Origin of the sequence: Thauera terpenica 58Eu, assembly GCF_000443165.1 — a bacterium.
Lineage (GTDB): Bacteria > Pseudomonadota > Gammaproteobacteria > Burkholderiales > Rhodocyclaceae > Thauera > Thauera terpenica.
In genome coordinates, this window is sequence record NZ_ATJV01000051.1 from 40,508 (window position 1) to 66,068 (window position 25,561).

At 62.6% G+C, this 25,561-nt stretch carries 26 protein-coding genes and 6 tRNA genes; 26 read left to right on the plus strand and 6 right to left on the minus strand.

The window, feature by feature from the left end:
* The first annotated feature begins 21 nt into the window (after positions 1-21).
* On the plus strand, positions 22-975 hold the full coding sequence (locus tag M622_RS29365; RefSeq protein ID WP_021249220.1) for a branched-chain amino acid ABC transporter permease: 954 nt from the start codon (positions 22-24) through the stop codon (positions 973-975).
* On the opposite strand, the gene M622_RS29370 is transcribed toward M622_RS29365, so the two are convergent.
* On the minus strand, positions 940-2,409 hold the full coding sequence (locus tag M622_RS29370) for a chloride channel protein (protein WP_021249221.1): 1,470 nt from the start codon (positions 2,407-2,409) through the stop codon (positions 940-942). The two genes, M622_RS29365 and M622_RS29370, sit on opposite strands and share 36 nt — an antisense overlap.
* Positions 2,410-2,566: 157 nt before the next feature.
* Between M622_RS29370 and M622_RS29375 the strand changes: the two genes are divergently transcribed.
* Positions 2,567-3,070, plus strand: a complete 504-nt coding sequence (locus M622_RS29375) for a MarR family winged helix-turn-helix transcriptional regulator (protein WP_031346791.1) — start codon at positions 2,567-2,569, stop codon at positions 3,068-3,070.
* A 157-nt stretch (positions 3,071-3,227) separates the two neighbouring features.
* Here the strand turns inward: M622_RS29375 and M622_RS29380 are convergent, their stop codons facing one another.
* Positions 3,228-4,037 carry an outer membrane protein assembly factor BamD gene (locus M622_RS29380; RefSeq protein ID WP_021249223.1) on the minus strand — a complete coding sequence of 270 codons (810 nt, stop codon included), beginning with the start codon at positions 4,035-4,037 and terminating at the stop codon, positions 3,228-3,230.
* A gap of 13 nt (positions 4,038-4,050) precedes the next feature.
* Here M622_RS29380 and rluD point away from each other — a divergent pair, with 13 nt between their 5' ends.
* Both rluD and pgeF read left to right on the plus strand, forming a co-directional pair.
* Complete coding sequence (gene rluD, locus M622_RS29385; protein ID WP_370696035.1) at positions 4,051-5,007, plus strand: 23S rRNA pseudouridine(1911/1915/1917) synthase RluD; 957 nt, start codon at positions 4,051-4,053, stop codon at positions 5,005-5,007.
* Positions 5,004-5,870, plus strand: a complete 867-nt coding sequence (pgeF, locus tag M622_RS29390; RefSeq protein ID WP_021249225.1) for a peptidoglycan editing factor PgeF — start codon at positions 5,004-5,006, stop codon at positions 5,868-5,870. Before rluD ends, pgeF begins: the two co-directional genes overlap by 4 nt.
* A gap of 15 nt (positions 5,871-5,885) precedes the next feature.
* On the opposite strand, the gene M622_RS29395 is transcribed toward pgeF, so the two are convergent.
* Entirely contained in the window at positions 5,886-6,101 is a 216-nt protein-coding gene (locus M622_RS29395) for a hypothetical protein (RefSeq protein WP_021249226.1), read from the minus strand.
* Between the two features lie 102 nt (positions 6,102-6,203).
* Between M622_RS29395 and phaC the strand changes: the two genes are divergently transcribed.
* From phaC to M622_RS29460, 13 genes are all read left to right on the plus strand, one after another.
* Positions 6,204-7,949 carry a class I poly(R)-hydroxyalkanoic acid synthase gene (phaC, locus tag M622_RS29400; protein ID WP_021249227.1) on the plus strand — a complete coding sequence of 582 codons (1,746 nt, stop codon included), beginning with the start codon at positions 6,204-6,206 and terminating at the stop codon, positions 7,947-7,949.
* A gap of 107 nt (positions 7,950-8,056) precedes the next feature.
* The gene (phbB, locus tag M622_RS29405) at positions 8,057-8,797 is read left to right on the plus strand and encodes an acetoacetyl-CoA reductase (RefSeq protein WP_031346795.1); all 741 of its coding nucleotides are present in this window, start codon (positions 8,057-8,059) and stop codon (positions 8,795-8,797) included.
* Between the two features lie 235 nt (positions 8,798-9,032).
* Positions 9,033-9,773, plus strand: coding sequence for a beta-ketoacyl-ACP reductase (locus M622_RS29410; protein WP_021249229.1), 741 nt, complete (start codon positions 9,033-9,035; stop codon positions 9,771-9,773).
* A gap of 123 nt (positions 9,774-9,896) precedes the next feature.
* Positions 9,897-10,532, plus strand: coding sequence for a polyhydroxyalkanoate synthesis repressor PhaR (phaR, locus tag M622_RS29415; protein ID WP_021249230.1), 636 nt, complete (start codon positions 9,897-9,899; stop codon positions 10,530-10,532).
* A gap of 134 nt (positions 10,533-10,666) precedes the next feature.
* A complete protein-coding gene (gene rimO / locus M622_RS29420; protein WP_021249231.1) occupies positions 10,667-11,998 on the plus strand; it encodes a 30S ribosomal protein S12 methylthiotransferase RimO in 1,332 nt (443 codons plus the stop codon).
* Positions 11,999-12,031: 33 nt separating this feature from the next.
* Positions 12,032-13,015: a patatin-like phospholipase RssA gene (rssA, locus tag M622_RS29425; RefSeq protein ID WP_021249232.1), complete on the plus strand. Its 984-nt coding sequence runs from the start codon at positions 12,032-12,034 to the stop codon at positions 13,013-13,015.
* A gap of 52 nt (positions 13,016-13,067) precedes the next feature.
* Positions 13,068-14,519 carry an FAD-binding oxidoreductase gene (locus tag M622_RS29430; RefSeq protein WP_021249233.1) on the plus strand — a complete coding sequence of 484 codons (1,452 nt, stop codon included), beginning with the start codon at positions 13,068-13,070 and terminating at the stop codon, positions 14,517-14,519.
* Positions 14,520-14,581: 62 nt separating this feature from the next.
* A tRNA-Ala gene (locus M622_RS29435) sits at positions 14,582-14,657 on the plus strand.
* A gap of 34 nt (positions 14,658-14,691) precedes the next feature.
* A tRNA-Glu gene (locus M622_RS29440) sits at positions 14,692-14,767 on the plus strand.
* A gap of 70 nt (positions 14,768-14,837) precedes the next feature.
* Positions 14,838-14,914: transfer RNA gene (locus tag M622_RS29445), tRNA-Asp, on the plus strand.
* Positions 14,915-14,999: 85 nt separating this feature from the next.
* Positions 15,000-15,075: transfer RNA gene (locus M622_RS29450), tRNA-Ala, on the plus strand.
* A gap of 28 nt (positions 15,076-15,103) precedes the next feature.
* Positions 15,104-15,179: transfer RNA gene (locus M622_RS29455), tRNA-Glu, on the plus strand.
* Positions 15,180-15,245: 66 nt separating this feature from the next.
* Positions 15,246-15,322 (plus strand) — tRNA-Asp (locus M622_RS29460).
* A 137-nt stretch (positions 15,323-15,459) separates the two neighbouring features.
* On the opposite strand, the gene M622_RS29465 is transcribed toward M622_RS29460, so the two are convergent.
* Together M622_RS29465 and M622_RS29470 are read right to left on the minus strand one after the other, a co-directional pair.
* Positions 15,460-17,127, minus strand: a complete 1,668-nt coding sequence (locus M622_RS29465; RefSeq protein ID WP_021249234.1) for a sigma-54-dependent Fis family transcriptional regulator — start codon at positions 17,125-17,127, stop codon at positions 15,460-15,462.
* 80 nt (positions 17,128-17,207) lie between these two features.
* Complete coding sequence (locus M622_RS29470) at positions 17,208-17,513, minus strand: hypothetical protein (protein WP_021249235.1); 306 nt, start codon at positions 17,511-17,513, stop codon at positions 17,208-17,210.
* A 183-nt stretch (positions 17,514-17,696) separates the two neighbouring features.
* Between M622_RS29470 and M622_RS29475 the strand changes: the two genes are divergently transcribed.
* From M622_RS29475 to M622_RS29505, 7 genes are all read left to right on the plus strand, one after another.
* On the plus strand, positions 17,697-17,960 hold the full coding sequence (locus M622_RS29475) for a phenol hydroxylase subunit (protein ID WP_021249236.1): 264 nt from the start codon (positions 17,697-17,699) through the stop codon (positions 17,958-17,960).
* A 32-nt stretch (positions 17,961-17,992) separates the two neighbouring features.
* A complete protein-coding gene (locus M622_RS29480) occupies positions 17,993-18,988 on the plus strand; it encodes an aromatic/alkene monooxygenase hydroxylase subunit beta (RefSeq protein ID WP_021249237.1) in 996 nt (331 codons plus the stop codon).
* An 11-nt stretch (positions 18,989-18,999) separates the two neighbouring features.
* Positions 19,000-19,269 carry an MmoB/DmpM family protein gene (locus tag M622_RS29485; protein ID WP_021249238.1) on the plus strand — a complete coding sequence of 90 codons (270 nt, stop codon included), beginning with the start codon at positions 19,000-19,002 and terminating at the stop codon, positions 19,267-19,269.
* 20 nt (positions 19,270-19,289) lie between these two features.
* A complete protein-coding gene (locus M622_RS29490; RefSeq protein ID WP_021249239.1) occupies positions 19,290-20,843 on the plus strand; it encodes an aromatic/alkene/methane monooxygenase hydroxylase/oxygenase subunit alpha in 1,554 nt (517 codons plus the stop codon).
* Between the two features lie 62 nt (positions 20,844-20,905).
* A complete protein-coding gene (locus tag M622_RS29495) occupies positions 20,906-21,265 on the plus strand; it encodes a phenol hydroxylase subunit P4 (protein ID WP_021249240.1) in 360 nt (119 codons plus the stop codon).
* A gap of 70 nt (positions 21,266-21,335) precedes the next feature.
* Positions 21,336-22,391, plus strand: coding sequence for an NADH:ubiquinone reductase (Na(+)-transporting) subunit F (locus M622_RS29500; RefSeq protein ID WP_021249241.1), 1,056 nt, complete (start codon positions 21,336-21,338; stop codon positions 22,389-22,391).
* 102 nt (positions 22,392-22,493) lie between these two features.
* Complete coding sequence (locus tag M622_RS29505) at positions 22,494-23,423, plus strand: catechol 2,3-dioxygenase (RefSeq protein ID WP_031346799.1); 930 nt, start codon at positions 22,494-22,496, stop codon at positions 23,421-23,423.
* Positions 23,424-23,491: 68 nt separating this feature from the next.
* On the opposite strand, the gene M622_RS29510 is transcribed toward M622_RS29505, so the two are convergent.
* The gene (locus tag M622_RS29510) at positions 23,492-24,223 is read right to left on the minus strand and encodes a GntR family transcriptional regulator (protein ID WP_021249243.1); all 732 of its coding nucleotides are present in this window, start codon (positions 24,221-24,223) and stop codon (positions 23,492-23,494) included.
* 159 nt (positions 24,224-24,382) lie between these two features.
* Between M622_RS29510 and M622_RS29515 the strand changes: the two genes are divergently transcribed.
* Both M622_RS29515 and M622_RS29520 read left to right on the plus strand, forming a co-directional pair.
* Complete coding sequence (locus tag M622_RS29515) at positions 24,383-24,820, plus strand: GlcG/HbpS family heme-binding protein (protein ID WP_021249244.1); 438 nt, start codon at positions 24,383-24,385, stop codon at positions 24,818-24,820.
* A gap of 118 nt (positions 24,821-24,938) precedes the next feature.
* A partial coding sequence (locus M622_RS29520; RefSeq protein ID WP_021249245.1) for an acetaldehyde dehydrogenase (acetylating) occupies positions 24,939-25,561 on the plus strand: 623 nt, incomplete at its 3' end.

Consider the following 25,561-nt stretch of genomic DNA (forward strand, 5'->3'; position numbering starts at 1 on the left):
GCGGCGAAAGGAATCAGACTGATGAACAACCCGAATTCGATGTTTGCCCGCGCCCTGCCGATCCTGTTCGGTGTGCTGTTCCTGATCGGGCTGGTGGCACCGTTCGCGGTGTATCCCACCTTCCTCATGAAGATCCTGTGCTTCGGTTTGTTCGCGTGCGCGTTCAACCTGCTGCTCGGCTTCGCCGGCCTGCTGTCCTTCGGTCATGCCGCCTTCCTCGGCAGCGCCGGCTACGTGTGCGGCATGCTGGTGCGCGATGTCGGCGTCACGCCCGAGGTGGGCATCATTGGCGGCACGCTCGCCGCCGGTGCGCTCGGCTGGCTGTTCGGCATGCTGGCGATCCGCCGTACCGGCATCTACTTCGCGATGATCACGCTGGCGCTGTCGCAGATGGTGTATTTCGTCGTGCTGCAGTGGAAGGCGACCGGCGGCGAGGACGGTCTGCAGGGTGTGCCGCGCGGCCACCTGTTCGGCATCATCGACCTGTCTGACAACATCGCGATGTATTACCTGGTGTTCGCGGTGTTCTGCATCGGCTTCTTCATCATCTATCGCGCGATCCATTCGCCCTTCGGCCAGATCCTCAAGGCGATCCGGGAGAACGAGCCGCGTGCGATGTCGCTCGGTTACGACGTCGCCAAGTTCAAGCTGCTGGCCTTCGTGCTGTCGGCCGCGCTCGCCGGCATGGCGGGGGCGACCAAGACCCTGGTGTTCCAGCTCGCCTCGCTGACCGATGTGCACTGGCACACCTCCGGAGAGGTGGTGCTGATGACGCTGCTCGGTGGCCTTGGCACCGTGCTCGGCCCGCTGGTCGGGGCCGCCACCATCGTGTCGCTGCAGACCGAGCTCGCCGATAGCGTGGGCTCATGGGTGACGGTGATCATGGGGGTGATCTTTGTGGTCTGCGTGCTGCTGTTCCGCCGCGGCATCGTCGGCGAGCTACAGGCGCTGATCCACCGTGCCGGCATCCGCTGATCCGGTCTTGGCGTCGGGGAGCAGGGCGGGCGGTTTTGAGCTGGGGCGGGCTGAATGCAGCCGACCCTCGGCGCGGCGCAGCGCCGGGAAGGCGAGCGCATGGTAAAGCGGTACGGGCGCGACTGAGCGCGAGATGCCGTTCGCGATCACGGCGGTCGCCATCAGCGGCAGCAGCATCTCGTGGTTGGCCGTCATCTCCATGACTATGACGAAGGAGGTGATGGGGGACTGCGTCATCGCCGCGAGGAAGGCCACCATGCCCAGCACCAGAATGGCGGCGCTGGCGTCGGCCTCTCCGGGCAGCAGCAGGGCGACGTCGGCGCCGAGGCCGGCGCCGACGGCCAGTGCCGGGGCGAATATGCCGCCGGGGATGCGTGATACGAAGGCGAGCCAGATGACGGCCAGCTTGGCGAACATGAACACGACCGGCAGGCTTGCCAGGCCTTCGAGGGCAGCCTTGGATTCGCCGTAGCCGGTGCCGTAGGTGAGGCCTCCGCTCAACAGGCCGATGAGGCCGGTCACCAGCCCGCAAGCTGCTGCAAACGCCACCGGCCGGGACAGGGCGAAGACACCCAGCTTGCCGGGCAGGCCACGTGCCGAGGCCACCAGCAGGCGCGAGAAACCGCCGCCCAGAAGCCCGCCGCTGATGCCACAGATCAGCACCGGCCAGAGGCCGGTTGGCCATGCCAGCGCCGCCGGCGTGCGACCGAAATATGTGTAGTTGCCCAGTACGGCCAGTGACATCAGGCCGGCGAAGATGACCGCGGTCAGCGTCATGCTGTTGGCGCGAAAGGCGCGATGGCGGCACATCTCCTCAATCGCGAACATGATGCCGCCCAGCGGCGTGTTGAAGGCCGCGGCAATGCCGGCTCCGCTGCCCGCGATGATGAGGTCGCGGCTGGACGCGATGCGCCCGCGTTTGCGCCCCGCGAGCATATGCATCACCGAGGCACCGATCTGTACCGAGGGACCCTCGCGGCCGATCGCGGCACCCGACAGCAGTCCGCCCAGGGTCAGCACCACCTTGGCCAGGGCGATGCGTAGTGATAGGAACTGCTTGCGCACGTTGCCGTCTTCGGAGAGCGAGGCGGCGATTGCCTGAGGAATGCCGCTGCCTTCGGTCGCGGGGAAGAACTTGCGCGAGATCCAGGCCAGGAAGGCAAATCCGGCCGGTGCCACGAACAAGGTCAGCCACGGCCGCTCGTGCATGATGCTTGCGTGAGTTCCGATGGCCAGTTCGGCGCCGATCGCAAATGCAATGCAGATCAGTCCGGCCAGTAGCGCCGCACCGCCCAGCAGCAGGCGCTTGTGCCAGCGCCCGATCGAAAGCCATGGCAGGGCGTAGCGTCGACCACGGCGAGCAAGCCGTCTGAACGCGCGGCGTGTGGATGAGCCAGCAGAGGCAGAAGGGGGCTTGGGCTTGGGGGATTCCATGAGGGGCGGCCGAGTTGCGTGCAGGCAACATGATGTGGCTGTGCACCATACACACCATGCGGAAGGTCAACGATACCGCTACCATGCACCGCATGAGTAGCTGTGATGTATTTTTGACAATATTGATTCAAGCAAATATAGTTGGAGCCTGATGGAAATGGTGGAAACGCAGCAAAAGGTGAAAAAGCCAGCGCCTCCGGCGACGCCCTTGTCGGTCCTGCAGCGCTTCAGGGTGCTCATCCGCACCGCTCAGCGCCATTCGCAGTGGATAGAGCGCCAGAGTGGTGTCACGGGCGCGCAGCTTTGGGCCTTGCAGGAATTGAGCGAAGTGCCGGGTTTGAGGGTGGGCGAGTTGGCCAACCGCATGGCGCTTCATCAATCGACCGCGTCGAACATGGTGGATCGGCTCGAGACCGGTGGTCTGATTCGCAAGGAGCGCAGCAGCGTCGATCAGCGTGTGGTGCGTCTGTACCTGACCGATGAGGGTGTGGCCATGCTGGGACGGGCGCCGTCGCCGGCCCGTGGTGTCTTGCCTGAAGCGCTTCGCCTGCTTGACCCGGGGGCCTTGAACCGCCTGCAGGGCGAACTGGACGGAGTCTTGTTGCAGATTCGCGACCTCGACGAAGGTTTCGGCATGCAGCCTCTGCCATTTACCGAATGATTTTTCCTGTGTCCGGGGTTCTTCATGCCCGGATGCGGACAGCAGCTTGAGCGGCCTTGGGGCCGCTCTTTTTTTTGCGGCGGCCATGCGGGGCGCAGCAAAAAAAGAGGCGCTCACAAGCGAGCGCCTCGTTCTGTGCCTTGCCAGGCGTGCTGGCCTACCAGAGCTGCCACCAGGGCTTGTCGCTCTCGGGGCCGCCGGAGAAATAGACGCTCGAGGGGAAGTTCATGCGCATCACGCGCTCGGCATCATCACGCAACTGAGTCATGCCGAGTGCGTCGTAGCTCTTGACGAGCAGGAACAGCGCCTCCTCGTTGGCTGGTGCCTGCGGGAAATTGGTCACCGCAGTCTGGGCGCGGTTGATCGCGGCCACATACGCACCGCGGTTGTAGTAGTAGCGCGAGACATGCACTTCGTGCGCCGCCAGTGAGTTCACCAGGTACTGCATGCGTGCACGCGAATCACTGGCGTAGCGGCTTTCCGGAAAGCGGGTGACGAGTTCGCGGAAGCTGTCAAAGGCCTCGCGGGCGCCCTTGGGGTCGCGTTCGGAGAGATCCTGACGCGACAGGGCTGCGAGCAGGCCGAGGTCTTCGTTGAAGTTGACCAGGCCCTTCAGATAATAGACGTAGTCGACGTTGGGGTGGTTGGGGTGGAGCTTGATGAAGCGGTCGGCGGCGGCGAGCGCAAGCGCCTGTTCGCCCTGCTTGTAGTAAGCGTAGGCGACCTCGATCTGGGCCTGCTGGGCGAAGCGCCCGTAGGGGTAGCGTGCCTCGAGCTTCTCGAACATCTGGATGGCGCGATCGTAGCCGCCCTCAGACATCGACAGCTTGGCCTCGGAGTAGAGCTTCTGGGCATTCCAGCCGCTCGTTTCGTCGGCCTGTTCGGGCAACAGGCCACAGCCGCCGAGCACCAGCGCGCCGATCAGTGCCGCTTTTCCCGCTAAACTTCCAAGGGTGAACCTGGCCATCGAAAAAACTCGCGTGAATGAACGCGCCGATTATATAGCAGGCGACGCGCCGAACTCGCCCGTCGTGATGATGATTCCTCACGATCTGGCTGGCTTGCGCCTCGACCAGGCGCTGGCGCGGCTTTTCCCCGCGTACTCGCGCAGCCGCCTGCAGGCCTGGTTGCGGGATGGCCGCATCCAGGTCGACGGTGCCTCGCCGGACGCTCGGCGCAAGGTCCGGGGTGGCGAGCAGGTCGAGCTTGTCAGCGCACCCGCAGCCGAGGACAGTGCTCAGCTGCCTGAGGACATCCCGCTGCAGGTGGTGTTCGAGGACGAGCACCTGTTGGTCATCAACAAGCCGGCGGGCCTGGTCGTGCATCCCGGGAACGGCAACTGGAGCGGGACCTTGCTCAACGCCTTGTTGCACCATGCGCCCGAGCTGGCAGAGGTGCCGCGGGCCGGAATCGTGCACAGGCTGGACAAGGACACCAGCGGCTTGCTGGTGGTCGCCAGGACAGTGCCGGCACAAGTAAATCTCATCGAGCAGATGCAGGCGCGCAGTGTGAAGCGGGTGTACCGCGCATTGGTGCACGGCAAGCTGCAGGCGGGCGGCACGGTGGATGCCAGCATAGGCCGCCACCCGACCCGGCGCACACGCATGGCGGTGGTGGCGGATGGGCGGCCCGCGCTGACCCATTACGGCATCATGGAGCGCTTCGCGCAGACAACACTGCTCGAATGCCGGCTCGAAACCGGACGCACGCACCAGATCCGGGTGCATATGGCCCAGCTCGGACATCCCTTGGTGGGCGACCCGGTCTATGGCGGGCGGCGCGTGCCGCCGCCCGGGTGCGAAGGTTTCAGCCGCCAGGCCTTGCACGCTCTTTGTTTGGGCCTGGTGCATCCGGCCAGCGCCGAGTTCATGCAGTGGGAGGTGCCGATGGCGGAGGATTTCATCGCCCTGCTGCAGCGGGTGAGGGCGGCGCCATGAGCCGGGCGCTCAATGGTGGCGCGGCCGATGATGAGCATGTGGGTGTGATCACGCCCGACTGGACCACCCCTGCCAATGTGCGTGCGCTGCTGACCACACGCGTGGGCGGTTACAGCCTGCCGCCCTACGACGGCTTGAACCTCGGCTCCCATGTTGGCGATACGCCGGCTGCGGTGGCGCGCAATCGCGCCGCGCTGCGTGGGCACCTGCCTGCCGAGCCCATCTGGCTGTCACAGGTGCATGGCGTCGAGGTCGCCGATGCGGCCGACCTAGAGGCAGACGCCGATGGCAAGTCTGCTGTGGTACCGGTGGCCGATGCCATCGTTGCGCGCGCGCCAGGTCGGGTGTGCGTGGTGATGACGGCAGACTGTCTGCCCGTGTTGTTGTGCGACGTCGATGGCACGGTGGTCGGGGCTGCGCATGCGGGCTGGCGCGGACTGGCCGACGGTGTGCTTGAGGCCACGATCGCGCGCATGGGGGTTGCGCCCGGCCGGCTGCGTGCCTGGCTGGGACCGGCGATCGGGCCGGATCACTTTGAGGTCGGTGAGGAGGTGCGTGCTGCGTTCGTGCGCGCCGATCCGCTTGCTGCGCTGGCGTTCCGGCCGACTGCAGGTGAGTGCATGGGCACGGGTGGAGCGGCGATGGCGGGAAAATGGTGGGCGGATCTGTTCATCCTCGCGCGCCAGCGCTTGTTACGGGCCGGCGTCACTCACATCGAGGGCGGGGGAGTGTGCACCTATACGGATGACAGGCGTTTCTATTCCTACCGACGCGACGGACGGACCGGACGTTTTGCCTCGATGGTGTGGCTCGAGCCGTGCCTGGCGCCGTCCATGGCCAGCGCGGCAGGCGAGGGTGGATGATGGAAACGGGCGTCGCTATTGATCGCCGTCTGTTTCGGCTCTATCGTTGAGGTCATTGGCTTCGCGCTGGCGCTGGCGCCGGCGGCGGGTTGGTGTACCGAACAGCCACAAGAACAAGGTCATCGGGGCGAGGCCGTAAAAAACGAAGGTCAACACACCGCCCACCACCGAGTTGTCGGTAACGGCAGCAAGCAGCGCGACGTAGAGCCAGGCAATAGCGATCAGGTACATGAGGTCGATTCTACCTTCCGGAGCATTCCGGGCGGTCGATGGCGAATGAACAAGGCAAACCCGGGCGCGGTCGCTTCCTCGACCCGTCGATAGGAGGTAGTGATGTCGGAGTCTGATGGCAAGCAGTCGGCAGTAGCGGTGCAGGCGATGTTGGCCGCCGGCCAGGCCATGGCGCAGAATTTTTTTGATGCCTTGGCACGTCAGCATGTCGCCATGCAGGACTCGTCCGGGGCCGCTGCGCCCAAATTGCCCTTGCCCGAATCCGACGAGATGCTGCGCATGCAGCGGGCCTTTGCGGAGAAGCATGTGGCGCTGTGGTCGTCGATGCTGGGGCGCAAGCCGGGCGACGTGGTCGAGCCGGTGGTGAAGGTCGAGGCGGGCGATCGCCGCTTCACTGCCCCGGAGTGGTCCGAAAGCCCGATGTTCGATTATGTGCGCCAGGCCTACCTGCTCAACGCCGGCTTGCTCAAGGACATCTCGGATGCCCTGCCGATCGAGGATGGGCGGGCAAAGTCACGCATGCAGTTCCTCACCCGTCAGTACATCGAGGCCCTGGCGCCCACCAATTTCGCGGCGACCAACCCGGAGTTCATCAAGACCGCGCTCGAGACCAAGGGTGAGAGCATTTCGCGTGGTCTGCGCAATCTGCTCGGCGACCTGGAGAAGGGCCGCATCTCGATGACCGATGAGGCCGCTTTCGAGGTCGGGCGCAATCTGGCGCTCACGCCCGGGGCGGTCATTTTCGAAAACGAACTGATGCAGCTGATCCAGTATGCGCCGCTGACCGACAAGGTCGCGCAGGCGCCGCTGTTGATCGTGCCGCCCTGCATCAACAAGTTCTACATCATGGATCTGCAGCCTGAGAACTCCCTGGTGCGCTTCATTGTGGAGCAGGGTTTCACCGTCTTCCTGGTGTCGTGGAAGAATCCGCGTCCCGACAGTGACGGGCATTACGGCTGGGATGATTACCTTGAGCACGGGCCGTTGAAGGCGCTCGAGGTGGTGCGTGCGGTGACGCGGGTGAAGAAGCCGAACGTGCTCGGCTTCTGTGTTGGCGGCACGCTGCTGAGCTCTGCCCTCGCGGTGGCGCGGGCGCGCGGCGAAGATCCGGTCGCCAGTCTGACCCTGATGACCACGCTGCTGGATTTTGCCGATGCGGGCGAACTGGGCTGCCTGGTCGATGAGGCGAGCGTGGCGGCACGTGAGGCGGCAATTGGCAAGGGTGGCGTGCTACGCGGGCAGGAACTGGCGAACGTGTTTTCGTCCCTGCGCGCGAACGACCTGGTCTGGCAATATGTCGTTGGCAATTACCTCAAGGGCAACAAGCCGCAGGCCTTCGATCTGCTGTACTGGAATTCGGACTCCACCAACCTGCCTGGCCCCTTCCTCACCTGGTATCTGCGTAACATGTACCTGGAGAACAACCTGCGTGTGCCGGGCAGACTCAAGATGCTGGGCGAGAAAGTGGATCTGGGTAAACTCGATATGCCGGCCTATCTGATGGCAGCACGTGAGGACCACATCGTGCCGTGGAAGAGTGCCTATCTGGCGCGCAATCTGCTCGGTGGCGAGACCACATTTGCGCTTGGAGCCAGTGGGCACATTGCGGGCGCGATCAACCCGGCCTCCAAGAATCGTCGCAGTTACTGGACGGCGAGCGTCAAGCCCACCGACCCTGAAGAATGGCTGGAGCAGGCCGAGGAGCACAAGGGCAGCTGGTGGCTGCACTGGATAGAGTGGCTGGGCGGGCAGAGCGGAAAGCAGGTCGCCGCGCGGGGTCGTCTGGGCAGTGCCAAGTACGAGCCGATCGAGCCGGCACCAGGTCGCTACGTCAAGGAGCGTGCCTGAGCGCAACGAGGCTTCAACGATCCAGCGGACCGCAGTGAGTGGGGAGGGCGCTGCGGGTCCATGTCAAACCCACCCCCATAAGAACCCATTAGGGAGAGGAGAAGTTTATGTCGAGAGTTGCACTGGTTACGGGTGGTATGGGTGGTCTGGGTGAGGCGATCTGCATCAAGCTCGCAGCCTTGGGCTACAAGGTCGTCACCACCCATTCGCCCAACAACAGCAAGGTGGGTGAATGGCTGCAGTCGATGAACAACATGGGCTACGGATTCAAGGCTTATCCGTGCGATGTTGCTGATTTCGAGTCGGCGAAGGCCTGCGTCGAGCAGGTGACGAAGGAGGTGGGTCCGGTCGATGTGCTGGTCAATAACGCCGGCATCACCCGCGACATGACCTTCAAGAAGATGAACAAGGCCGATTGGGATGCGGTCATCAGCACCAACCTCGACTCGGTGTTCAACATGACCAAGCAGGTCATGGAGGGCATGGCGGAGCGCAAGTGGGGGCGCGTCATCAACGTGTCGTCGGTCAACGGCCAGAAGGGTGCTTTTGGTCAGACCAACTACGCCGCCGCCAAGGCCGGCATGCACGGCTTCACCAAGGCGCTGGCGCTGGAAGTGGCGCGTAACGGTGTGACCGTCAACACCATCTCCCCGGGGTATATCGGTACCAAGATGGTGATGGCGATCCCGCAGGAAATTCTCGACTCGAAGATCCTGCCGCAGATTCCGGTGTCCCGTCTGGGCAAGCCTGAAGAGATCGCCGGCCTTGTCGCCTACCTGTCCTCGGAAGAGGCTGCGTTCGTGACCGGTGCCAACATCTCCATCAACGGTGGTCAGCACATGTCCTGATTGCGTTCATCACGCATCAGGATTGAGCGGCGCGCCCGGTAACGGGCGCGCCGCTTTGCGTCCACGCAACATCCTGGCAGTGGTGTTATTGCGTTGCAGCAGATTTTTTCAGCAATCGTTATAATGATGGAGCAAGGCAGCAGTTGCGCTGCCGCAAAAACGCCGGAATTCCCATCCGAACCCTGGGTTGGCGATGGTTTCTCGGTATCGAAAATAGCTCCAGAAGGATTTCAAGATGTCGCAGAAAATCGCTCTCGTCACCGGCGCCATGGGTGGACTCGGCACCGCGGTCTGTCAGTCGCTGGCCAAGGATGGCATGAAGGTTGTTGCGAACTGCCTGCCCGATTTTGATCAGAAGGAAGGCTGGCTCGCCGCTCAACGCGAGCTGGGTTTCGATTTCGTTGCCGCCGAAGGTGACGTCTCCAATTACGAGTCCTGCGCCGCGATGGTTGCGCAGATCGAAGCCGAAGTGGGGCCCATCGACATTCTGGTGAACAACGCTGGCATCACCCGCGACAAGTTCTTCCCGAAGATGGAGAAGGGGCAGTGGGATGCAGTGATCAACACCAATCTCAACAGCCTGTTCAACGTCACCCATCATGTGTCGGCCAAGATGGCCGAGCGCGGCTGGGGGCGGATCGTCAATATCTCCTCGGTCAACGGCGTCAAGGGTCAGGCCGGACAGACCAACTACTCCACCGCGAAGGCTGGCGTGCTGGGCTTCACCAAATCGCTCGCGAGCGAACTCGCCACCAAGGGCGTGACCGTCAATGCCATCGCCCCGGGCTATGTGGGTACCGACATGGTGATGGCGATCCGTGATGACATTCGCCAGGGCATCATCGACTCCGTGCCGATGAAGCGTCTCGGCCGCCCGGACGAAATCGGTGACCTGTGCGCCTATCTGTCCTCGGACAAGGCGGGCTACATCACCGGTGCGACCATCAACATCAATGGCGGTCTGCACATGTGCTGATCGGCACCGTGCCATGTGCGAAATCACGAAACCCCGTCGAATGGCGGGGTTTCGTTTTCGCGGCACGATATAATTGAGCTTGACATTCAAGAGCGGATTTACCGCCGCCGAGGAGATGGGGAAATGCCTGAACACGCACGCTTGATCAAGAAGTATCCGAACCGTCGTCTCTACGACACGCGTACCAGTTCGTACATCACGCTTGCCGACGTCAAGGAACTTGTCCTCAGTCATGAACAGTTTCAGGTCCTGGATGCAAAGACCTCGGAAGACCTGACGCGCAGCATCTTGCTGCAGATCATTCTTGAGGAAGAGGCGGGTGGCGCGCCCATGTTCACCAGCGATCTGCTGTCGCACATGATCCGTTTTTACGGCAACGCGATGCAGGGCATGATGGGCAAGTATCTCGAAAGCAACATCAAGGCTTTCACCGACATGCAGGGCAAGTTGCAGGATCAGACGCGTTCGATCTACGGTGAGAACAGCCCGGTCGGTCAGGATTTGTGGGCTCAGTTTCTCAACTTCCAGGGCCCCGCACTGCAAAGCATGATGGGTGCTTATGTTGACCAGTCGAAGAAGATGTTCGAGCAGATGGAAGAGCAGCTCGAAGGCCACACGCGCAACATGTTCACGGGCTTCAAGCTCCCCAGCTATGGCGCAAGCGGTGAGGATGCCCCGGTTCCAGCCAAGCCGTCCGCCGACAAGCCGTCTGCCGACAAAGCTGCTCCTTCCAGGCCGAGCACCGACAAGAACAAGTAGGCGTCTCAGACGGGCGCTGATGGCTGTCCTGGACGCGATCGTCGCGCCACGCTGGACGCTGATCCCGATTTTCCCGGTCTGCGTTTCCGACCACCCCTTCCTGACCACTCCGACCTCGACCGAGCATCCAGCGCATGAGCATCATCAAGACCCCGGACCTGCCGCGTGTCGGCTTCGTTTCACTTGGCTGCCCCAAGGCAACGGTGGATTCCGAGCACATCCTGACCCGCTTGCGGGCTGAGGGCTATGAGATCACCGGCTCGTATGACGACGCTGATCTCGTCGTGGTCAATACCTGCGGCTTCATCGACGCTGCGGTGGAAGAGTCACTCGACGCCATCGGCGAGGCGCTGAACGAAAACGGCAAGGTCATCGTGACCGGCTGTCTGGGCGCAAAGGATGGCGTGGTGCTGAGTGCCCACCCGCAGGTGCTGGCCGTGACCGGCCCCAACGCCACTGACGAGGTCATGCATGCGGTGCATCGGCATCTGCCCAAGCCGCATGACCCCTTCACCGATCTGGTTCCGCCGCAGGGCATCCGTCTGACGCCGCAGCATTACGCGTACCTGAAGATTTCCGAAGGCTGCAATCACCGCTGCACTTTCTGCATCATCCCCTCGATGCGTGGCGACCTGGTCAGTCGGCCGATTCACGACATCATGCGTGAGGCCGAAGCGCTGGCCGCGGCCGGGGTGAAGGAACTGCTGGTGATCTCGCAGGACACCTCGGCCTACGGGGTGGACGTCAAGTACCGCACCGGTTTCTGGAACGGGCGGCCGATCAGGACGCGCCTGCTCGAGCTCGCCAGCGCCCTGGGTGAGCTCGGCATCTGGATTCGCATGCACTACGTGTATCCGTACCCAAGCGTTGATGAATTGATTCCGCTGATGGCCGAGGGCAAGATCCTGCCTTACCTGGACGTGCCCTTTCAGCACGCCAGCCCGCGCATCCTGAAGGCCATGAAGCGGCCTGCGAATGCCGAAAATGTGCTTGCGCGCGTGCGCAAGTGGCGCAGCATCTGCCCCGAGCTGACGATCCGCTCGACCTTCATCACCGGCTTTCCCGGTGAAACCGAGGAGGACTTCGAGCTGCTGCTGAACTTCCTCGACGAAGCCCAGCTCGACCGCGTTGGCGCCTTTGCCTACTCTCCGGTGGCGGGGGCGGCGGCCAATGAGCTCGCCGATGCGGTCCCCGACGAGGTGCGCGAGGAGCGACGCGCACGCCTGATGGATTTTCAGGAAGATATTTCCACGCAGCGTCTTGAGGCCAGGATTGGCCGCGAGATGACGGTGCTGGTCGACGACATCGACGAGGAGGGCGCGCTCGCGCGCTCGCCAGGCGATGCGCCCGAGATTGACGGCCTGGTCGTCATTCCTGACGCCGAGGGCCTGGCGGCTGGTGATTTCGTGCGCGTGCGCATCACCGATTGCGATGTGCACGACCTCTACGCCGAGCGCCTCGATTGAGTTTTTCGCTGTCCGCTGGGTAGGGGAGAGATCATGTCGGCTGAGACCGGTGTTGCGTTGCCGCTTGCCCAGGGACCTGTGCGGGGTGAGGGTGGAGAGCCGGTGATTGGTCTTGCCCTGGGTAGCGGTGCCGCCCGAGGCTGGGCGCATCTGGGTGTATTGCAGGCGCTGGCGCAAGAAGGCGTGGTGCCGCAGATCATTTGTGGCTGCTCGATCGGTGCCTTCGTCGGCGCAGCGGCGGCGTCGGGTGATCTCGAAAAGCTTGCACAATGGGCCAAAAAGCTCAAGTGGCAGGACGTGGTCTCCTTGCTTGATGTCTCCCTGCGCAGCGGCCTCATCAAGGGCGACAAGCTCATCGACTTTTTCGAACGCAACTTCATTGACCGCGACTTTTCGGAGCTTGAGACGCGCTTCGCCTGCGTCGCCACCGAGCTCACCACCGGCCGCGAAATCTGGCTGCAGGAGGGCAGTGTATCGGCGGCGGTGCGCGCTTCCATTGCGGTTCCCGGACTGATGACGCCGGTCGTGCACAATGGCCGCCTGCTGGTCGATGGGGGTTTGGTCAATCCGGTCCCGGTTTCGCTGTGTCGTGCGATGGGGGCTGACATCGTCATCGCGGTTGATGTGGGTGCGGACATGGTGGCGCGCATGCCGCGCTCCCGACAGGCTGAGCCACATCCGCCCGAGGAAGTCGAGGCGGGCTGGACCGAACGTGTGCTGGCGCGATTCGGGTTTGGCAACAACGGACGCGAGCTTGCGGCGCCGCCCGCGGCGTCGCCCAGGGAGGCGCTGCCTTCACTGGTGTCCGTCATCAGCTCCAGCATCAACATCATGCAGGTGCGCATCGCACGCAGCCGCCTTGCCGGCGAGCCGGCAGATGTCCTGATTTCACCGCGGGTCGGCCATCTGGGCCTGATGGACTATCACCGTGCGGCCGAGGCGGTTGCCGAAGGCGAGGCCGCCGTGGCGCGGATGCTGCCGTTGCTGCACTATGCGCTCGGCCGCGATCCCGGCTGATCGTCGTCGCAGTCTTCGTGTCCAACCTTGCGCAAGCGAAGGAGAGTAGAGCATGGACGCATTCTTTCAAGCCTTGTGCGATGCCGTCGGCACGCAGCATGTGCTCACCGCGCCAACGGATATGGCGCCTTACCTCAGCGACTGGCGAGGCCGTTACCAGGGCAAGGCGCGTGCAGTGGTGCGCCCGGGATCAACGCAGGAGCTGGCGGGCGTCGTCCGGGCGTGTGCGGCGGACGGCGTGCCGATCGTGGCGCAGGGCGGCAATACCGGTCTGTGTGGCGGTGCGACACCCGCCGAGGATGGGCGCGCCATCGTCCTCAGCCTGGAGCGCATGAACCGCATCCGCGCCGTCGATGGCGACAACAACACCATCACCGTGGAGGCCGGGTGTACGCTGGCGGCGCTGCAGCAGGCTGCGCTGGATGCGGGTCGCCTGTTTCCGCTCTCGCTTGCCTCCGAAGGCAGTTGTCGTGTTGGCGGCAATCTGTCGACCAATGCTGGCGGCGTGCAGGTGCTGCGCTACGGCAACATGCGCGAACTGACGCTCGGGCTCGAAGTGGTGCTGGCCGACGGCCGCATCTGGGATGGGCTGCGCGGGCTGCGCAAGGACAACACCGGTTACGACCTCAAGCAGCTCTTCATTGGCGCCGAGGGGACGCTGGGCATCATCACTGCTGCGGTGCTGAAGCTCTTTCCTGCGATCGGACAAAGGGCCACCGCCTGGCTTGCGGTGCCCGATCCCGCTGCAGCCATTCGCCTGCTCGGCCTCATGCGCAGTCTGTGCGGCGAGCGCATCACCGCGTTCGAGATCATTGGGCGCTCTGCGCTCGACCTGGTGCTGCGGCATATTCCCGGCGCACGCGCGCCGCTCGTGGGTGGTGCGGACTGGAGTGTGCTGATCGAGCTGTCGGACAGCGCGGGTACGGCGGATCTTGCTGCCGAGCTTGAGGCTGCGCTGACACAAGCCATGGCGCAAGACCTGGTCGATGACGCGGTGATCGCCCGCAGTCTCGCTCAGGCGCAAGCCTTGTGGTCACTGCGTGAAAACATCTCCGAGGCGCAGCGCATCGAAGGCATCAGCATCAAGCACGACATCGCCGTGCCGGTGAGTCGCATTCCGGAGTTCCTCGAGCGTGCGCAGACGATGCTCCTGGAGGCCTGGCCGGATGTTCGCATCGTCGCCTTTGGCCACATCGGCGACGGCAACCTGCACTACAACCTGTCCAAGCCAGAGAAGCTGGAAAATGAGGACTTCATCGCGCGCACGCCCGAGCTCAATCGCAAGGTGCATGATCTGGTGGCGGCGCTGGGGGGCTCGATCTCGGCCGAACACGGTCTCGGTCAGCTCAAGCGCGATGAGCTCGTACGCTACAAGTCGGATGTCGAGATGGAGATGATGCGGGCGGTCAAGCACGCGCTTGACCCTGCGGGGCTGATGAATCCGGGCAAGGTCCTGGGCGCGGTGGCGTGCGCGCCCTCAGGCCTCTTCAGGGCTGAAAAATAGGTGTGAAAAATAGGTGTTTACAGCGGCTGATCGGGATCCTATAATGCGCGCTCTTCGGTGACGGGGGTATAGCTCAGCTGGGAGAGCGCTTGCATGGCATGCAAGAGGTCAGCGGTTCGATCCCGCTTACCTCCACCAAAAACGAAGATGTAGTACAGTTTGCAGTACCCAAGTCCCCATCGTCTAGAGGCCTAGGACACCGCCCTTTCACGGCGATAACCGGGGTTCGAATCCCCGTGGGGACGCCAATTCAAGGCGATCCAGCACGCAGTCGCTGGAGCGCAGGGCCGGCACAATGGTGTCGGTGCAGTCTGGTGCGGAGTGGTAGTTCAGTTGGTTAGAATACCGGCCTGTCACGCCGGGGGTCGCGGGTTCGAGTCCCGTCCACTCCGCCAAGTTTTAAGTCGGGCCATAGTTCTGCAAGATGTTCGAAGCTCTTGCAAAGAGCTCAGCCAGTGGTTATAGTTTCCGGCTGGTCGTGGGGGTATAGCTCAGCTGGGAGAGCGCTTGCATGGCATGCAAGAGGTCAGCGGTTCGATCCCGCTTACCTCCACCAAGAAGTTTGAAGTATCAGAAGTGCCCAAGTCCCCATCGTCTAGAGGCCTAGGACACCGCCCTTTCACGGCGATAACCGGGGTTCGAATCCCCGTGGGGACGCCATACACAGGTTTGGCGCAACAAGCTCAAACCGAGTTCGGCAGCGCAGGCTGGCGAACTGATGGATGCGGAGTGGTAGTTCAGTTGGTTAGAATACCGGCCTGTCACGCCGGGGGTCGCGGGTTCGAGTCCCGTCCACTCCGCCAAAATAAAAGCCCTTCTTCAATTCATGATCAAGGGCTTTTTTCATGTCCGAGTCGGTTGGGCGTGCCTCCTTGTGCCCCCAACTCTCTCGTCACCAGCACGGCGCTCCGCCTGTGCCGTGTCCGGCGCCAAGCCTGAGTCAGTCCGCTTGTTTCTTGAGCCGGTAGTGGAGTTGCGGCCGCGTCATGCCCAGCAGGCGGGCAGCGGCAGCGAGATTGCCATCGGCCCTCTCCACCGCAGATCGCAGCAGGTCCTGCTCGAATTCGTCAAGTGATCGCCCGCTATCGAGCACTGCCAACGCCAGATCCCGGCCAGCTCGCTGCGCGCACTCGAGTTCGCCTCCCTCGCCGAGCAGGTGCTGCTGCGAAGGCTCACTGACGCTGCCTATGAACAAGTGCTCGATCTCGATCGGACGGTTGGGGGGCACGAGGATCACTCCACGCTCGAGGACGTTCTCCAGTTCGCGCACGTTGCCGGGCCAGCTGTGCAATTTCAGCGCATGCATCGCCTTGTCACTGACTCCCGCGACGCGCTTGCCGTGAAGGGTCGCGAAGCGGCGGATCATGGCGTCGACCAGTGCCGGGATATCCCCGGTGCGGTTTCGTAGCGGCGGAATCGTGACCGGGTACACGTTGAGGCGATAAAACAGATCACGGCGAAAGAGTCCGTCACTGACGGCTTTCTGCAGGTCGACATTGGTCGCGGCGACGAGCCTGACATTGACCTTGCGTGTTCGCTCATCGCCCAGGCGCTCGATTTCTCCTTCCTGCAGGACCCGCAGCAGCTTGGCCTGTGCCGCGAGCGGGAGCTCGCCCACCTCGTCGAGGAACAGGGTGCCGCCGTGTGCGCGTTCGAATTTGCCGGCGCGAGATGTGTGCGCGCCGGTGAATGCGCCGCGTTCCACGCCGAAGAGTTCGGACTCGATGAGTTCGCCCGGCAACGCCGCACAATTGACGGCGATGAAGGGCTGTTCCTTGCGTGCGCTCAATTCATGCAGTGTGCGGGCGAAGCGCTCCTTGCCGACACCGGTTTCGCCGAGGAGCAGGACTGACACATTGGTGGAGGCGGCGCGACTGATCAGATCGTAGGCGTGCAGGAAAGCGCTGGAGTTGCCGATGAGGTTGGCCGTGCGATGCGGGCAGGCGATCGTGGTGCGCATGGCCTCGATCTCGTCGCGTAATTCGAGTAGCCGGCCGACGATCGAGTCTGCTTCGTAATATGGCGTGAGTTCGTCTGCGTCGGGCCAGTCTTCGGCCGGCTTGCCAATGATCCGGCAATGTTCGCAGCCCGTTGCAGCACATTCGACCTCCTTGAAGAGGATGAAGCGGCCCATGAAGGCGCTGGTGTAGCCCGAGGCGTAACCAATCATCATCCAGCACACGGGGTGCTCAACCTCACCGAAGGCCTGCACATGGGCTTCGGCCTCCCACGCGTTCTCCCACAGGAATTCCCCGTCAAAGGCACGGTCGGCGTAGCTGAATTCGAGGCGAATCGGCAGCACTTTGGCGCAGCCTTCGAGCATGTGGAGTTGAGGCCCGACGACGAAGGCGTCCGACGGTTCGCTCGTCCCGCGCGCCTTGCGCGCCAGCTCGGCGTCCCTCATGCCGGAAGCAAAGCCCATGCGGGTGAGGATGCGTCGTGCCTGTTGCTGGCCCACCGAGGTGATCAGCTCCTTGCGCAGCTCGGACATGGCTCCGGCGTGCAGAAGCAACATGCGGTGCTCGCCGAGCCAGATGTGTCCATCCTCGGGCGCAAATCTGAGCAAGCTGCGCAGGTCGGCGCTCTCGGGATATTGGATCGTGCTCATGGGTCTCCTCCGGGTTCACGTCGCATTCACGCTGTGGCAGGGCGCTCATGAGCTCTGCGCACCCACACCAGGCTTCAAGCTTAGCGCAGCGGCCGCTGCTGCGTACCAATTACGGTATAAATCTCGAGAAAAAATGTCAGCAACATGATTTTTTGCTTGTGCTGCGTATTCGTCAGCTGAGCACCGCAATTGATCACTGCACTGACGGCAGGCATGGCAATGAAGGTGAGCACAGCAATGCGGCAGGGCTTCGCGGTGACGATGAAAGTGCGGGAGGGATGGTGCAAGCCATTTGTGCCGAGGCGGGTGACCGTGCCAATTGACGGCGCGCGCGTGCTGGGCGCTTGCAGTGCGTATATTGCATCGCAATAAAAACGACTGATCAAATGATAAGCGGAAACAGTGAATTGATCATTTGATGAACTCGAAGCGTCAGGCAGTATTGTTTAAAAATATCGATAAAACCCGGAATTGCTGGTGATCAGGGCTTTTGTTCGGAGCTGGCACGAAATTTGTGTGTATCCCTCCGCTAGCAAGCCCGTGTTGATCAAAGGAATGGAGGGTGGGGCATGAAAAATGCGGAACCGGCGATCGATGTCAGTCGCAAGTTCGTGCGTCTGGTTGAGCGCAGGACGGACGGATTCGTGGAGTTTGAGTTCGCCATCGGCGAGCCCGAGCTGTACGTGGAGATGTTGCTTCCCGCCGCGGCCTACGAGTCGTTCTGTCAGGTCAACGCTGTGACATTCCTCGAGCCCCGTGATCCGGCTGGCGACGAGGAAGCTGGAGACTGGAACTGGAACCTGCATCAAGCCACGCAGCAGCGTTTCCGCTGAGCCTGGGCCAATAAACAGAAGGAGGAGAATTCATGCATATCGATTTGCGTACGGTGTCCATCAAGCCCTTGCGGCACACCTTCGACAATGTCGCCCGCCGCATTGGCAGTGACAAGCCCGCTTCGCGCTACCAGGAAGGCACCCTGGACATGCAGCAGACGGCCAACTTCCATTACCGGCCTACCTGGGATCCGGAGCATGCCATCTACGACGCCTCTCGCAGCGCGATCGTGATGGCCGACTGGTATGCCTTCAAGGACCCGCGCCAGTTCTACTACGGCGCCTACACGCTGACGCGCGCCAGGCAGCAGGACACTGCGGAGTCCAATTTCGACTTCGTCGAGAACCGCGGCCTTGCGGCGACGTTGCCCGAGCCCTTGCGCGACACCGTACTGAAGCTGCTGCTGCCGCTGCGCCATGTGGCCTGGGGCTCGAACATGAACAACGCGAGCGTCTGTGCCTACAGCTACGGCACCGGCTTTTCGCAACCACACATCTACCAGGCGATGGATCAGCTCGGTATCGCGCAATACATCACTCGCGTGGGTCTGGTGCTGGGGGACGTCGACGCACTTGACGAGGCCAAGCGCGCGTGGATGGAGGATGACACCTGGCAGGGTTTGCGCCGCTTCGTCGAGGACTCCTTCGTGATCAAGGACCCCTTCGAGCTCTTCGTGGTGCAGAACGTGGTGCTGGATGGCCTGATGTACCCGCTGGTGTACGACACCATCATCGACGAGGTGCTGTCGTCGCAGGGCGGTACGCCAGTGGCCATGCTCACCCAGTTCATGACCGACTGGTACGCCGAAACCCGGAAATGGGTCGATGCGACGGTGAAGATCGCTGCGGCCGAGTCGCCTGCGAACAAGGAAGTCCTCGCGGCCTGGCTGAGCGCTTGGCGCGACCGTGCCGCTGCCGCGCTGCTGCCGGTCGCACGCATCGGCCTGGCCGACCAGACCGACGAAGTGATGGGCGAGATTGTCCTGCAATTCAACGCACGCATGGCCAAGGCCGGCGTCGCGATCTGAGCGGAGTTTCCATGTCGACAGTATTTCTTGCGCTGCAAACCAACGAAGAAACCCGCCCCATCATCGAGGCGATCCTGCAGGACAACCCGGGCGCCGTGTGTGACGAGCAGCCGGCCATGGTCAAGATCAATGCCGACGGCCGCCTGGTGGTGCGCCGCGAAACGATAGAGGAGATCATCGGCCGTGCTTACGACCTGCAGGAGCTGCAGGTCAACATGATCACGATGTCCGGCAATCTCGATCAGACCGACGACGAAATCACCTTGTTCTGGAAGTCCTGAGACCCTGAGGAGACACGAAAATGGACATGCAAGTTGCCAAGAAGAAGCTCGGCCTGAAAGAGCGTTATGCGGTGATGACGCGCGGTCTGGACTGGACCCCGTCGTACCAGAAGATGGAAGACATCTATCCGTACATGGCTTACGAAGGGATCAAGATCCATGACTGGGACAAGTGGGAGGACCCCTTCCGCCTGACCATGGACTCCTACTGGAAATACCAGGCCGAGAAGGAACGCAAGCTGTACGCGATCATTGACGCCTTTGCCCAGAACAACGGCCACCTCAACGTCACCGACGCGCGCTACATCAACACGCTCAAGCTGTTCATCAGCGGCATCAGCCCGCTCGAGTACGTCGCGCACCGTGGTTTCGCTCACGCCGGTCGGGCCTTCCCCGGCGCCGGGCCACGCGTCGCCTGCCTGATGCAGTCGCTGGACGAGATCCGTCATGCGCAGACGCAGGTGCACGCGATCTCGAACTACAACAAGTACTACAACGGCATGCATGATTTCCATCACATGCATGACCGGGTGTGGTTCCTGTCGGTGCCCAAGAGCTTCTTCGACGACGCCATTACCGCGGGCCCGTTCGAGTTCATGGTGTCGATCGGATTCTCGTTCGAATACGTGCTGACCAATCTGCTGTTTGTGCCCTTTGTCTCGGGTGCAGCCTACAACGGCGACATGGGCACGATGACCTTCGGCTTCTCGGCGCAGTCCGACGAGGCGCGTCACATGACGCTGGGCCTGGAGGTGATCAAGTTCATCCTCGAGCAGGATCCCGCCAACGTGCCCATCGTCCAGCGCTGGATCGACAAGTGGACCTGGCGTGGTTATCGCGTGCTGACCCTGGTGGCGATGATGATGGACTACATGCTGCCCAAGCGCACGATGAGCTGGAAGGAGGCCTGGGAGGTGTATTTCGAGGAGAACGGCGGTGCGCTGTTCAAGGACCTCGCCCGCTACGGCATCACCATGCCCAAGTGCGCCGAGCAGATCGCCCTCGAAAAGGACCACCTGTCGCACCAGGCCTGGAGCACTTTCTACAACTACGCCGCCGCCGCCAATTTCCACACCTGGATGCCGGACGAGGATGAAATGACCTGGCTGTCGAGCAAGTACCCGGAGAGCTTCGACAAGCTGTATCGCCCACGTTACGAGTTCTGGCGCGAGCAGGCCGCCAAGGGCAACCGCTTCTACAGCAAGACGCTGCCCATGTTGTGCCAGACCTGCCAGATCCCGATGGTGTTTACCGAGCCTGGCGAGCCGACCAAGATCTGTTACCGCGAGGTCGATTACAAGGGCGACAAGTACCACTTCTGCTCGGACCCCTGCAAGCAGATCTTCGAGCACGAGCCGGAGAAGTACATCCAGGCCTGGCTGCCGGTGCAGCAGATCTACCAGGGCAACTGCTTCCCCGAGGGCACCGACCCGACCGTCGAAGGTTTCGATGCGCTGGCTGCCGTGCTCAAGTACTACAACCTCGAGAACGGTCGCGACAACCTCGACTTCGACATTTCCGAGGACAAGAAGAACTTCGCCGAATGGCGCGGCCAGGCGACCAAGAACATCTGAGCGCTGCAGGCTGCGGGTGCTCAGGCACCCGTGGCGATCAAGAGTTTGCAAGGAGACAAGACATGGCTGTTGCTGCTGTTTCGAAATACGAATTCGCCGCTGCCGATTCACAGGACAAGTTCCACGGCGCCCAGTTGCTCTTCATCGGCTGGGAAGACCACCTGCTGTTCTGTGCGCCCTTCGCCTTTCCCTTCCCGCCGGCGATGCGCTTCGGTGACGTGGTCGCCGGCCCTATGCAGGCCGCGTTCGGCTACCACCCCGATTTCGCACAGATCGACTGGGCGAAGGTGGAGTGGTTGAAGTCGGGCAAGCCCTTCGCCCCCGACTTCGACAAGTCGCTTGCCGAAAACGGTCTCAGGCACAAGGACGTGATCCGCTTTCGCACCCCGGGCCTGAACGGCATCAAGGGCTCCTGCAGCTGAGCGTGGGCTGCGGCGCGCTTCGCCGCGTGTCGCGCCTGCACCGCCTCCAACGGAAACACGGATACGAACGATGAGCTACGAGCTGACCATTGAACCCATCGGCCAGACCATCGAGGTCGAAGACGACCAGACCATCCTGGACGCCGCGCTGCGCGCCGGCATCTGGCTGCCCCACGCCTGTTGCCATGGCCTGTGCGCGACGTGCAAGGTGCAGATCGTCGATGGCGAGGTCGATCATGGCGAGGCCTCCAGCTTTGCCTTGATGGACTTCGAGCGCGACGAGGGTAAGACGCTCGCCTGCTGCGCACGGCTGGAGTCCGACCTCACGATCGAGGCTGAGATCGAGGAAGAGCCTGATGCCGAGTCCATTCCGGTGCGCGACTTCCCGGGCACCGTCACCCGCATCGAGGCGCTGACACCGACGATCAAGGCGGTGTTTGTCGAGACCGATGAGGCGCTGCACTTCCAGGCCGGGCAGTATGTGAACTTCTTCCTCGAAGGCGGTGAATACAGCCGCGCGTTCTCACTGGCGAACCCGCCCGCTAGCGGGCGCGAGCTCGAGCTCAACATCCGTATCGTAGCGGGCGGGCGCGGCACCACCTGGGTCCACGAGCAGCTGAAGGTCGGCGAGCGTGTGCGCCTGTCCGGACCCTACGGTCGTTTCTTCGTGCGCAAGTCGATGCCCGAGTCGCTGCTGTTCATGGCCGGTGGTTCGGGCTTGTCGAGTCCACGCTCGATGATCCTCGATCTGCTCGAAGCGGGAGATCTGCGGCCCATGACCCTGGTGTATGGGCAGCGCAATCGCAGCGAGCTGTATTACCACGAGGCCTTCCTCGCCCTGGCCGAGCGTCACCCCAACCTCCGCTATGTGCCGACCCTGTCGGACGAGCCGGCGGGTTCGGCGTGGACGGGCTTCCGCGGCCATGTGCATGAGGCCGCCGCGGCGCACTTCAAGGGTGATTTCCGGGGGCACAAGGCCTACCTGTGTGGCCCGCCGCTGATGATCGATGCCTGTATCAATGCGCTGATGCAGGGGCGTCTGTTCGAGCGCGACATCTACATGGAGAAGTTCTTCTCCGCCGCGGATGTGCAGCAGGTGCGCAGTCCCTTGTTCAAGCGCATCTAGTGTCGGCCGGCGGTGGCTGTTCGCATCGCCGGCCTCTTGCAAGACGATTCAGAACCGCCGTGGGAAACCGCCCCCGGCAATAAACATGGAGAAGAGACAATCATGGCAATGACTGGTGTTCTGCGTCCGGGCCACGCCCAGCTTCGCGTGCTGGACCTCGAGGAAGGAATCAATCACTACGGCAAGGTGCTCGGCCTGGTCGAGACCGGGCGTGACAGCCAGGGGCGGGTGTACTTCAAGGCCTGGGATGAGCGCGACCATCACAGTCTGATCCTGCGTGAGGCCGACAGCGCGGGTATCGACTTCTTTGGGTTCAAGGTTGCCGACCAGGCCACGCTGGACAAGCTGGACCGCGACCTGCAGGCCTACGGCCTGAAGACCGAGCGCATCCCCGCTGGTGATCTGCTTGAGACCGGTGAGCGCGTCCGCTTCGAAGTACCCTCGGGTCACCTGATCGAGCTGTACTGGGAAAAGGCCGATTACGGCAACGACGACACCTACACCAACCCGCCGCCGTGGACCGCCGAAGCCGAGCACGGTATTGCGCCGATCCGACTCGACCATTGCCTGCTGTACGGCCCCGATATCGAGAAGGTGCAGGACATCTTCATCAAGGTGCTCGGTTTCTACCTTGTCGAGCGGGTGATCATGGAGGACGGCGAGACCGATCTGGCGATCTGGCTGTCCTGCTCGATCAAGGCCCACGACATCGCCTTTGTCCGTCATGCCGAACCGGGCAAGCTGCACCACGTTTCCTTCCTGCTCGAAAGCTGGGAAAAGGTGTTGCGTGCGGCCGACATCATGTCGATGAACAAGGTCTCGATCGACATCGGCCCGACCCGCCATGGCATCACCCGCGGCACCACGATCTACGCCTTCGATCCGTCGGGCAATCGTTTTGAGACCTTCTGTGGCGGCTACCAGTGTTATCCGGACTGGAAGCCTGTCAGTTGGACCTGGGACGAGGTCGGCACCGGCATCTTCTATCACGACCGCAAGCTCAACGAGCGTTTCCTGAGCGTGGTGACCTGAGCCTGCTGTGACCACGGCGGCCTGAAGCCGTGGTCACAAACTGCAAGGGTGCCAACCTCCTGCCGTGGTCAGGGCTTGCCCGTGCCCTTGCCGTTGAAGAAGTCTGCGGGCATGCGCCTGACGGCATCGAGGGTGCGCAGGAGATGTTCGGTCAGGATTGAGGTCGCGCGCGTCGCGTCGCGCGCGAGGCTGGCCTCGAACAGGGCCTGATGTTCGGCATGGATGTCGCGTGCAATGGGCTGGCGGAACAGGCTGATGCGGCGGTAGCGTTCGGACTGCTGATAGAGAATGTGCTGGAAATGTCGAATCCAGCGTGAGGCGGAGGCGGAGATGAGGGCTTCATGAAAGGCACGGTTGCGCATCTCCCACTCCTCGCTTATCCCCTGCTCATGATCGGCAAGGCGCTGTTCGGCGCGCGAAAGACGGTGAAAGGCGGCCACTATGGCCGCCTCCCACTCTTCTCCGCCGGCCGCGATCGACTGCCTCAGCGCTTCGGTTTCCAGCAGTACGCGAGTGCGTGTGATGTCCTCGAAATCGGCGAGTGAAATGGGGGCGACGCGAAAACCGCGTTGTCCCTGTGCCACCACGAGAGCATCGGTGACCAGCATGAGCAAGGCCTCACGCAAGGTGCCGGCGCCAACGTCATAGTGTTCCTTGAGGTGTTCAACGCGCAGCTTGTCACCCGGAGCATGCGTGCCTTCGATGATGTCGCGGCGCAGACGCTGGTAGGCGCCTTCGACAAGTGTCTTGGGCTCCTGGGCTTCGGATGGCAGTGTTTGGCGCAGGATGATTTCGCTCATGGTGGAGCAGGGCTCTTGGAGTGGGCTCAATGCATTTTAGCTGAAGGCGGGTCATTTTGAAGATTGCTAAAAAATCTCGAGAAATGATCTTGACCTCGAAATAATGATGATCTAACTTGATGCGTGTTCAGTGCCACTGTGCAGCAAGGAGTCCACACAATGAAGCTCGCGATCGCTCAATCCACGATCAGTTGGGAAGCCGCACATACCGCCGTCGAGGCCGCGGTCCAGGAGGCGAGCCGACTCGATGTACGCATCAACGTGGCCGTCGCCGATAGCGCCGGGAATCTGGTGGCCTTCCTGCGTATGCCGGGCGCCTTCCCGCAGTCGATCGCGATCGCCATCGACAAGGCCTACACCGCGGGCGGTTTCGGTTTTCCGACTGCCGACTGGATGAAGGTGTTCGGCGACAACGAAGGCATGAAACTCGGCTTCTCGGCCCAGCCCCGGCTCATCGTCTTTGGTGGCGGTCTGCCCATTCGTAGCGGCGGCGCACTGATCGGCGGCATCGGTGTATCGGGTGCCTCGGAAGAGCAGGATGGCCTCTGCGCACAGGCTGGGCTGAGTGCGATCGGTGCTGATCAGGATCCAGCGTAAGAGAGCAGCGCATGAAAGCGATCCACAGCGTCGAGTAGCGCTGGGCTGGGCGCCGCGGGTAGCCGCGCGCTGCGTCTTGTCTGATTTTTGAACTTTCTGTCGTTGAGAAAAACTCCCTATGAACAAGATCAAATGTGCCCTCATCGGTCCGGGCAACATCGGTACCGACCTGCTGTACAAACTGAAGCGTAGCGCGGTGCTCGAGCCGGTGTGGATGGTGGGCATCGACGCCACTTCCGAGGGTCTGGCGCGTGCGCGCGAGATGGGCCTCAAGACCACCGCCGACGGCGTCGATGGGCTGCTGGCGCACGTCAAGGCCGACGGCGTGCAGATCGCCTTCGACGCCACCAGCGCCTACGTGCATGCCGAGAACAGCCGCAAGCTCAATGAGCTGGGCGTGCTGATGATCGATCTCACCCCGGCCGCGGTCGGCCCCTTCTGCGTGCCGCCGGTCAATCTGGTCGAGCATGTGGGCAAGGGCGAGATGAACGTGAACATGGTCACCTGCGGTGGCCAGGCCACGATCCCGATGGTGGCGGCGGTGTCACGTGTGCAGGCGGTGAGCTACGGCGAGATCGTCGCCACGGTGTCGAGCAAGTCGGCCGGCCCGGGCACACGCAAGAACATCGACGAATTCACCCGCACCACCGCCGGTGCGGTGGAGAAGGTGGGCGGCGCCAAACAGGGCAAGGCCATCATCATCCTCAACCCGGCCGAGCCGCCGCTGATCATGCGCGACAC

What these genes read in the sequence shown, in the direction of transcription:
- M622_RS29485 (WP_021249238.1), top strand. Translation starts at nt 19,000, where the DNA reads ATGTCGACAGTATTTCTTGCGCTGCAAACCAACGAAGAAACCCGCCCC.
- M622_RS29495 (WP_021249240.1), top strand. Translation starts at nt 20,906, where the DNA reads ATGGCTGTTGCTGCTGTTTCGAAATACGAATTCGCCGCTGCCGATTCA.
- M622_RS29475 (WP_021249236.1), top strand. Translation starts at nt 17,697, where the DNA reads ATGAAAAATGCGGAACCGGCGATCGATGTCAGTCGCAAGTTCGTGCGT.
- M622_RS29395 (WP_021249226.1), bottom strand. Translation starts at nt 6,101, where the DNA reads ATGTACCTGATCGCTATTGCCTGGCTCTACGTCGCGCTGCTTGCTGCC.
- M622_RS29375 (WP_031346791.1), top strand. Translation starts at nt 2,567, where the DNA reads ATGGTGGAAACGCAGCAAAAGGTGAAAAAGCCAGCGCCTCCGGCGACG.
- pgeF (WP_021249225.1), top strand. Translation starts at nt 5,004, where the DNA reads ATGAGCCGGGCGCTCAATGGTGGCGCGGCCGATGATGAGCATGTGGGT.
- M622_RS29410 (WP_021249229.1), top strand. Translation starts at nt 9,033, where the DNA reads ATGTCGCAGAAAATCGCTCTCGTCACCGGCGCCATGGGTGGACTCGGC.
- M622_RS29430 (WP_021249233.1), top strand. Translation starts at nt 13,068, where the DNA reads ATGGACGCATTCTTTCAAGCCTTGTGCGATGCCGTCGGCACGCAGCAT.
- phaR (WP_021249230.1), top strand. Translation starts at nt 9,897, where the DNA reads ATGCCTGAACACGCACGCTTGATCAAGAAGTATCCGAACCGTCGTCTC.
- M622_RS29480 (WP_021249237.1), top strand. Translation starts at nt 17,993, where the DNA reads ATGCATATCGATTTGCGTACGGTGTCCATCAAGCCCTTGCGGCACACC.
- phaC (WP_021249227.1), top strand. Translation starts at nt 6,204, where the DNA reads ATGTCGGAGTCTGATGGCAAGCAGTCGGCAGTAGCGGTGCAGGCGATG.
- M622_RS29505 (WP_031346799.1), top strand. Translation starts at nt 22,494, where the DNA reads ATGGCAATGACTGGTGTTCTGCGTCCGGGCCACGCCCAGCTTCGCGTG.
- phbB (WP_031346795.1), top strand. Translation starts at nt 8,057, where the DNA reads ATGTCGAGAGTTGCACTGGTTACGGGTGGTATGGGTGGTCTGGGTGAG.
- M622_RS29465 (WP_021249234.1), bottom strand. Translation starts at nt 17,127, where the DNA reads ATGAGCACGATCCAATATCCCGAGAGCGCCGACCTGCGCAGCTTGCTC.
- M622_RS29380 (WP_021249223.1), bottom strand. Translation starts at nt 4,037, where the DNA reads ATGGCCAGGTTCACCCTTGGAAGTTTAGCGGGAAAAGCGGCACTGATC.
- rssA (WP_021249232.1), top strand. Translation starts at nt 12,032, where the DNA reads ATGTCGGCTGAGACCGGTGTTGCGTTGCCGCTTGCCCAGGGACCTGTG.
- rimO (WP_021249231.1), top strand. Translation starts at nt 10,667, where the DNA reads ATGAGCATCATCAAGACCCCGGACCTGCCGCGTGTCGGCTTCGTTTCA.
- M622_RS29370 (WP_021249221.1), bottom strand. Translation starts at nt 2,409, where the DNA reads ATGGAATCCCCCAAGCCCAAGCCCCCTTCTGCCTCTGCTGGCTCATCC.
- M622_RS29515 (WP_021249244.1), top strand. Translation starts at nt 24,383, where the DNA reads ATGAAGCTCGCGATCGCTCAATCCACGATCAGTTGGGAAGCCGCACAT.
- M622_RS29365 (WP_021249220.1), top strand. Translation starts at nt 22, where the DNA reads ATGAACAACCCGAATTCGATGTTTGCCCGCGCCCTGCCGATCCTGTTC.
- M622_RS29510 (WP_021249243.1), bottom strand. Translation starts at nt 24,223, where the DNA reads ATGAGCGAAATCATCCTGCGCCAAACACTGCCATCCGAAGCCCAGGAG.
- M622_RS29490 (WP_021249239.1), top strand. Translation starts at nt 19,290, where the DNA reads ATGGACATGCAAGTTGCCAAGAAGAAGCTCGGCCTGAAAGAGCGTTAT.
- M622_RS29500 (WP_021249241.1), top strand. Translation starts at nt 21,336, where the DNA reads ATGAGCTACGAGCTGACCATTGAACCCATCGGCCAGACCATCGAGGTC.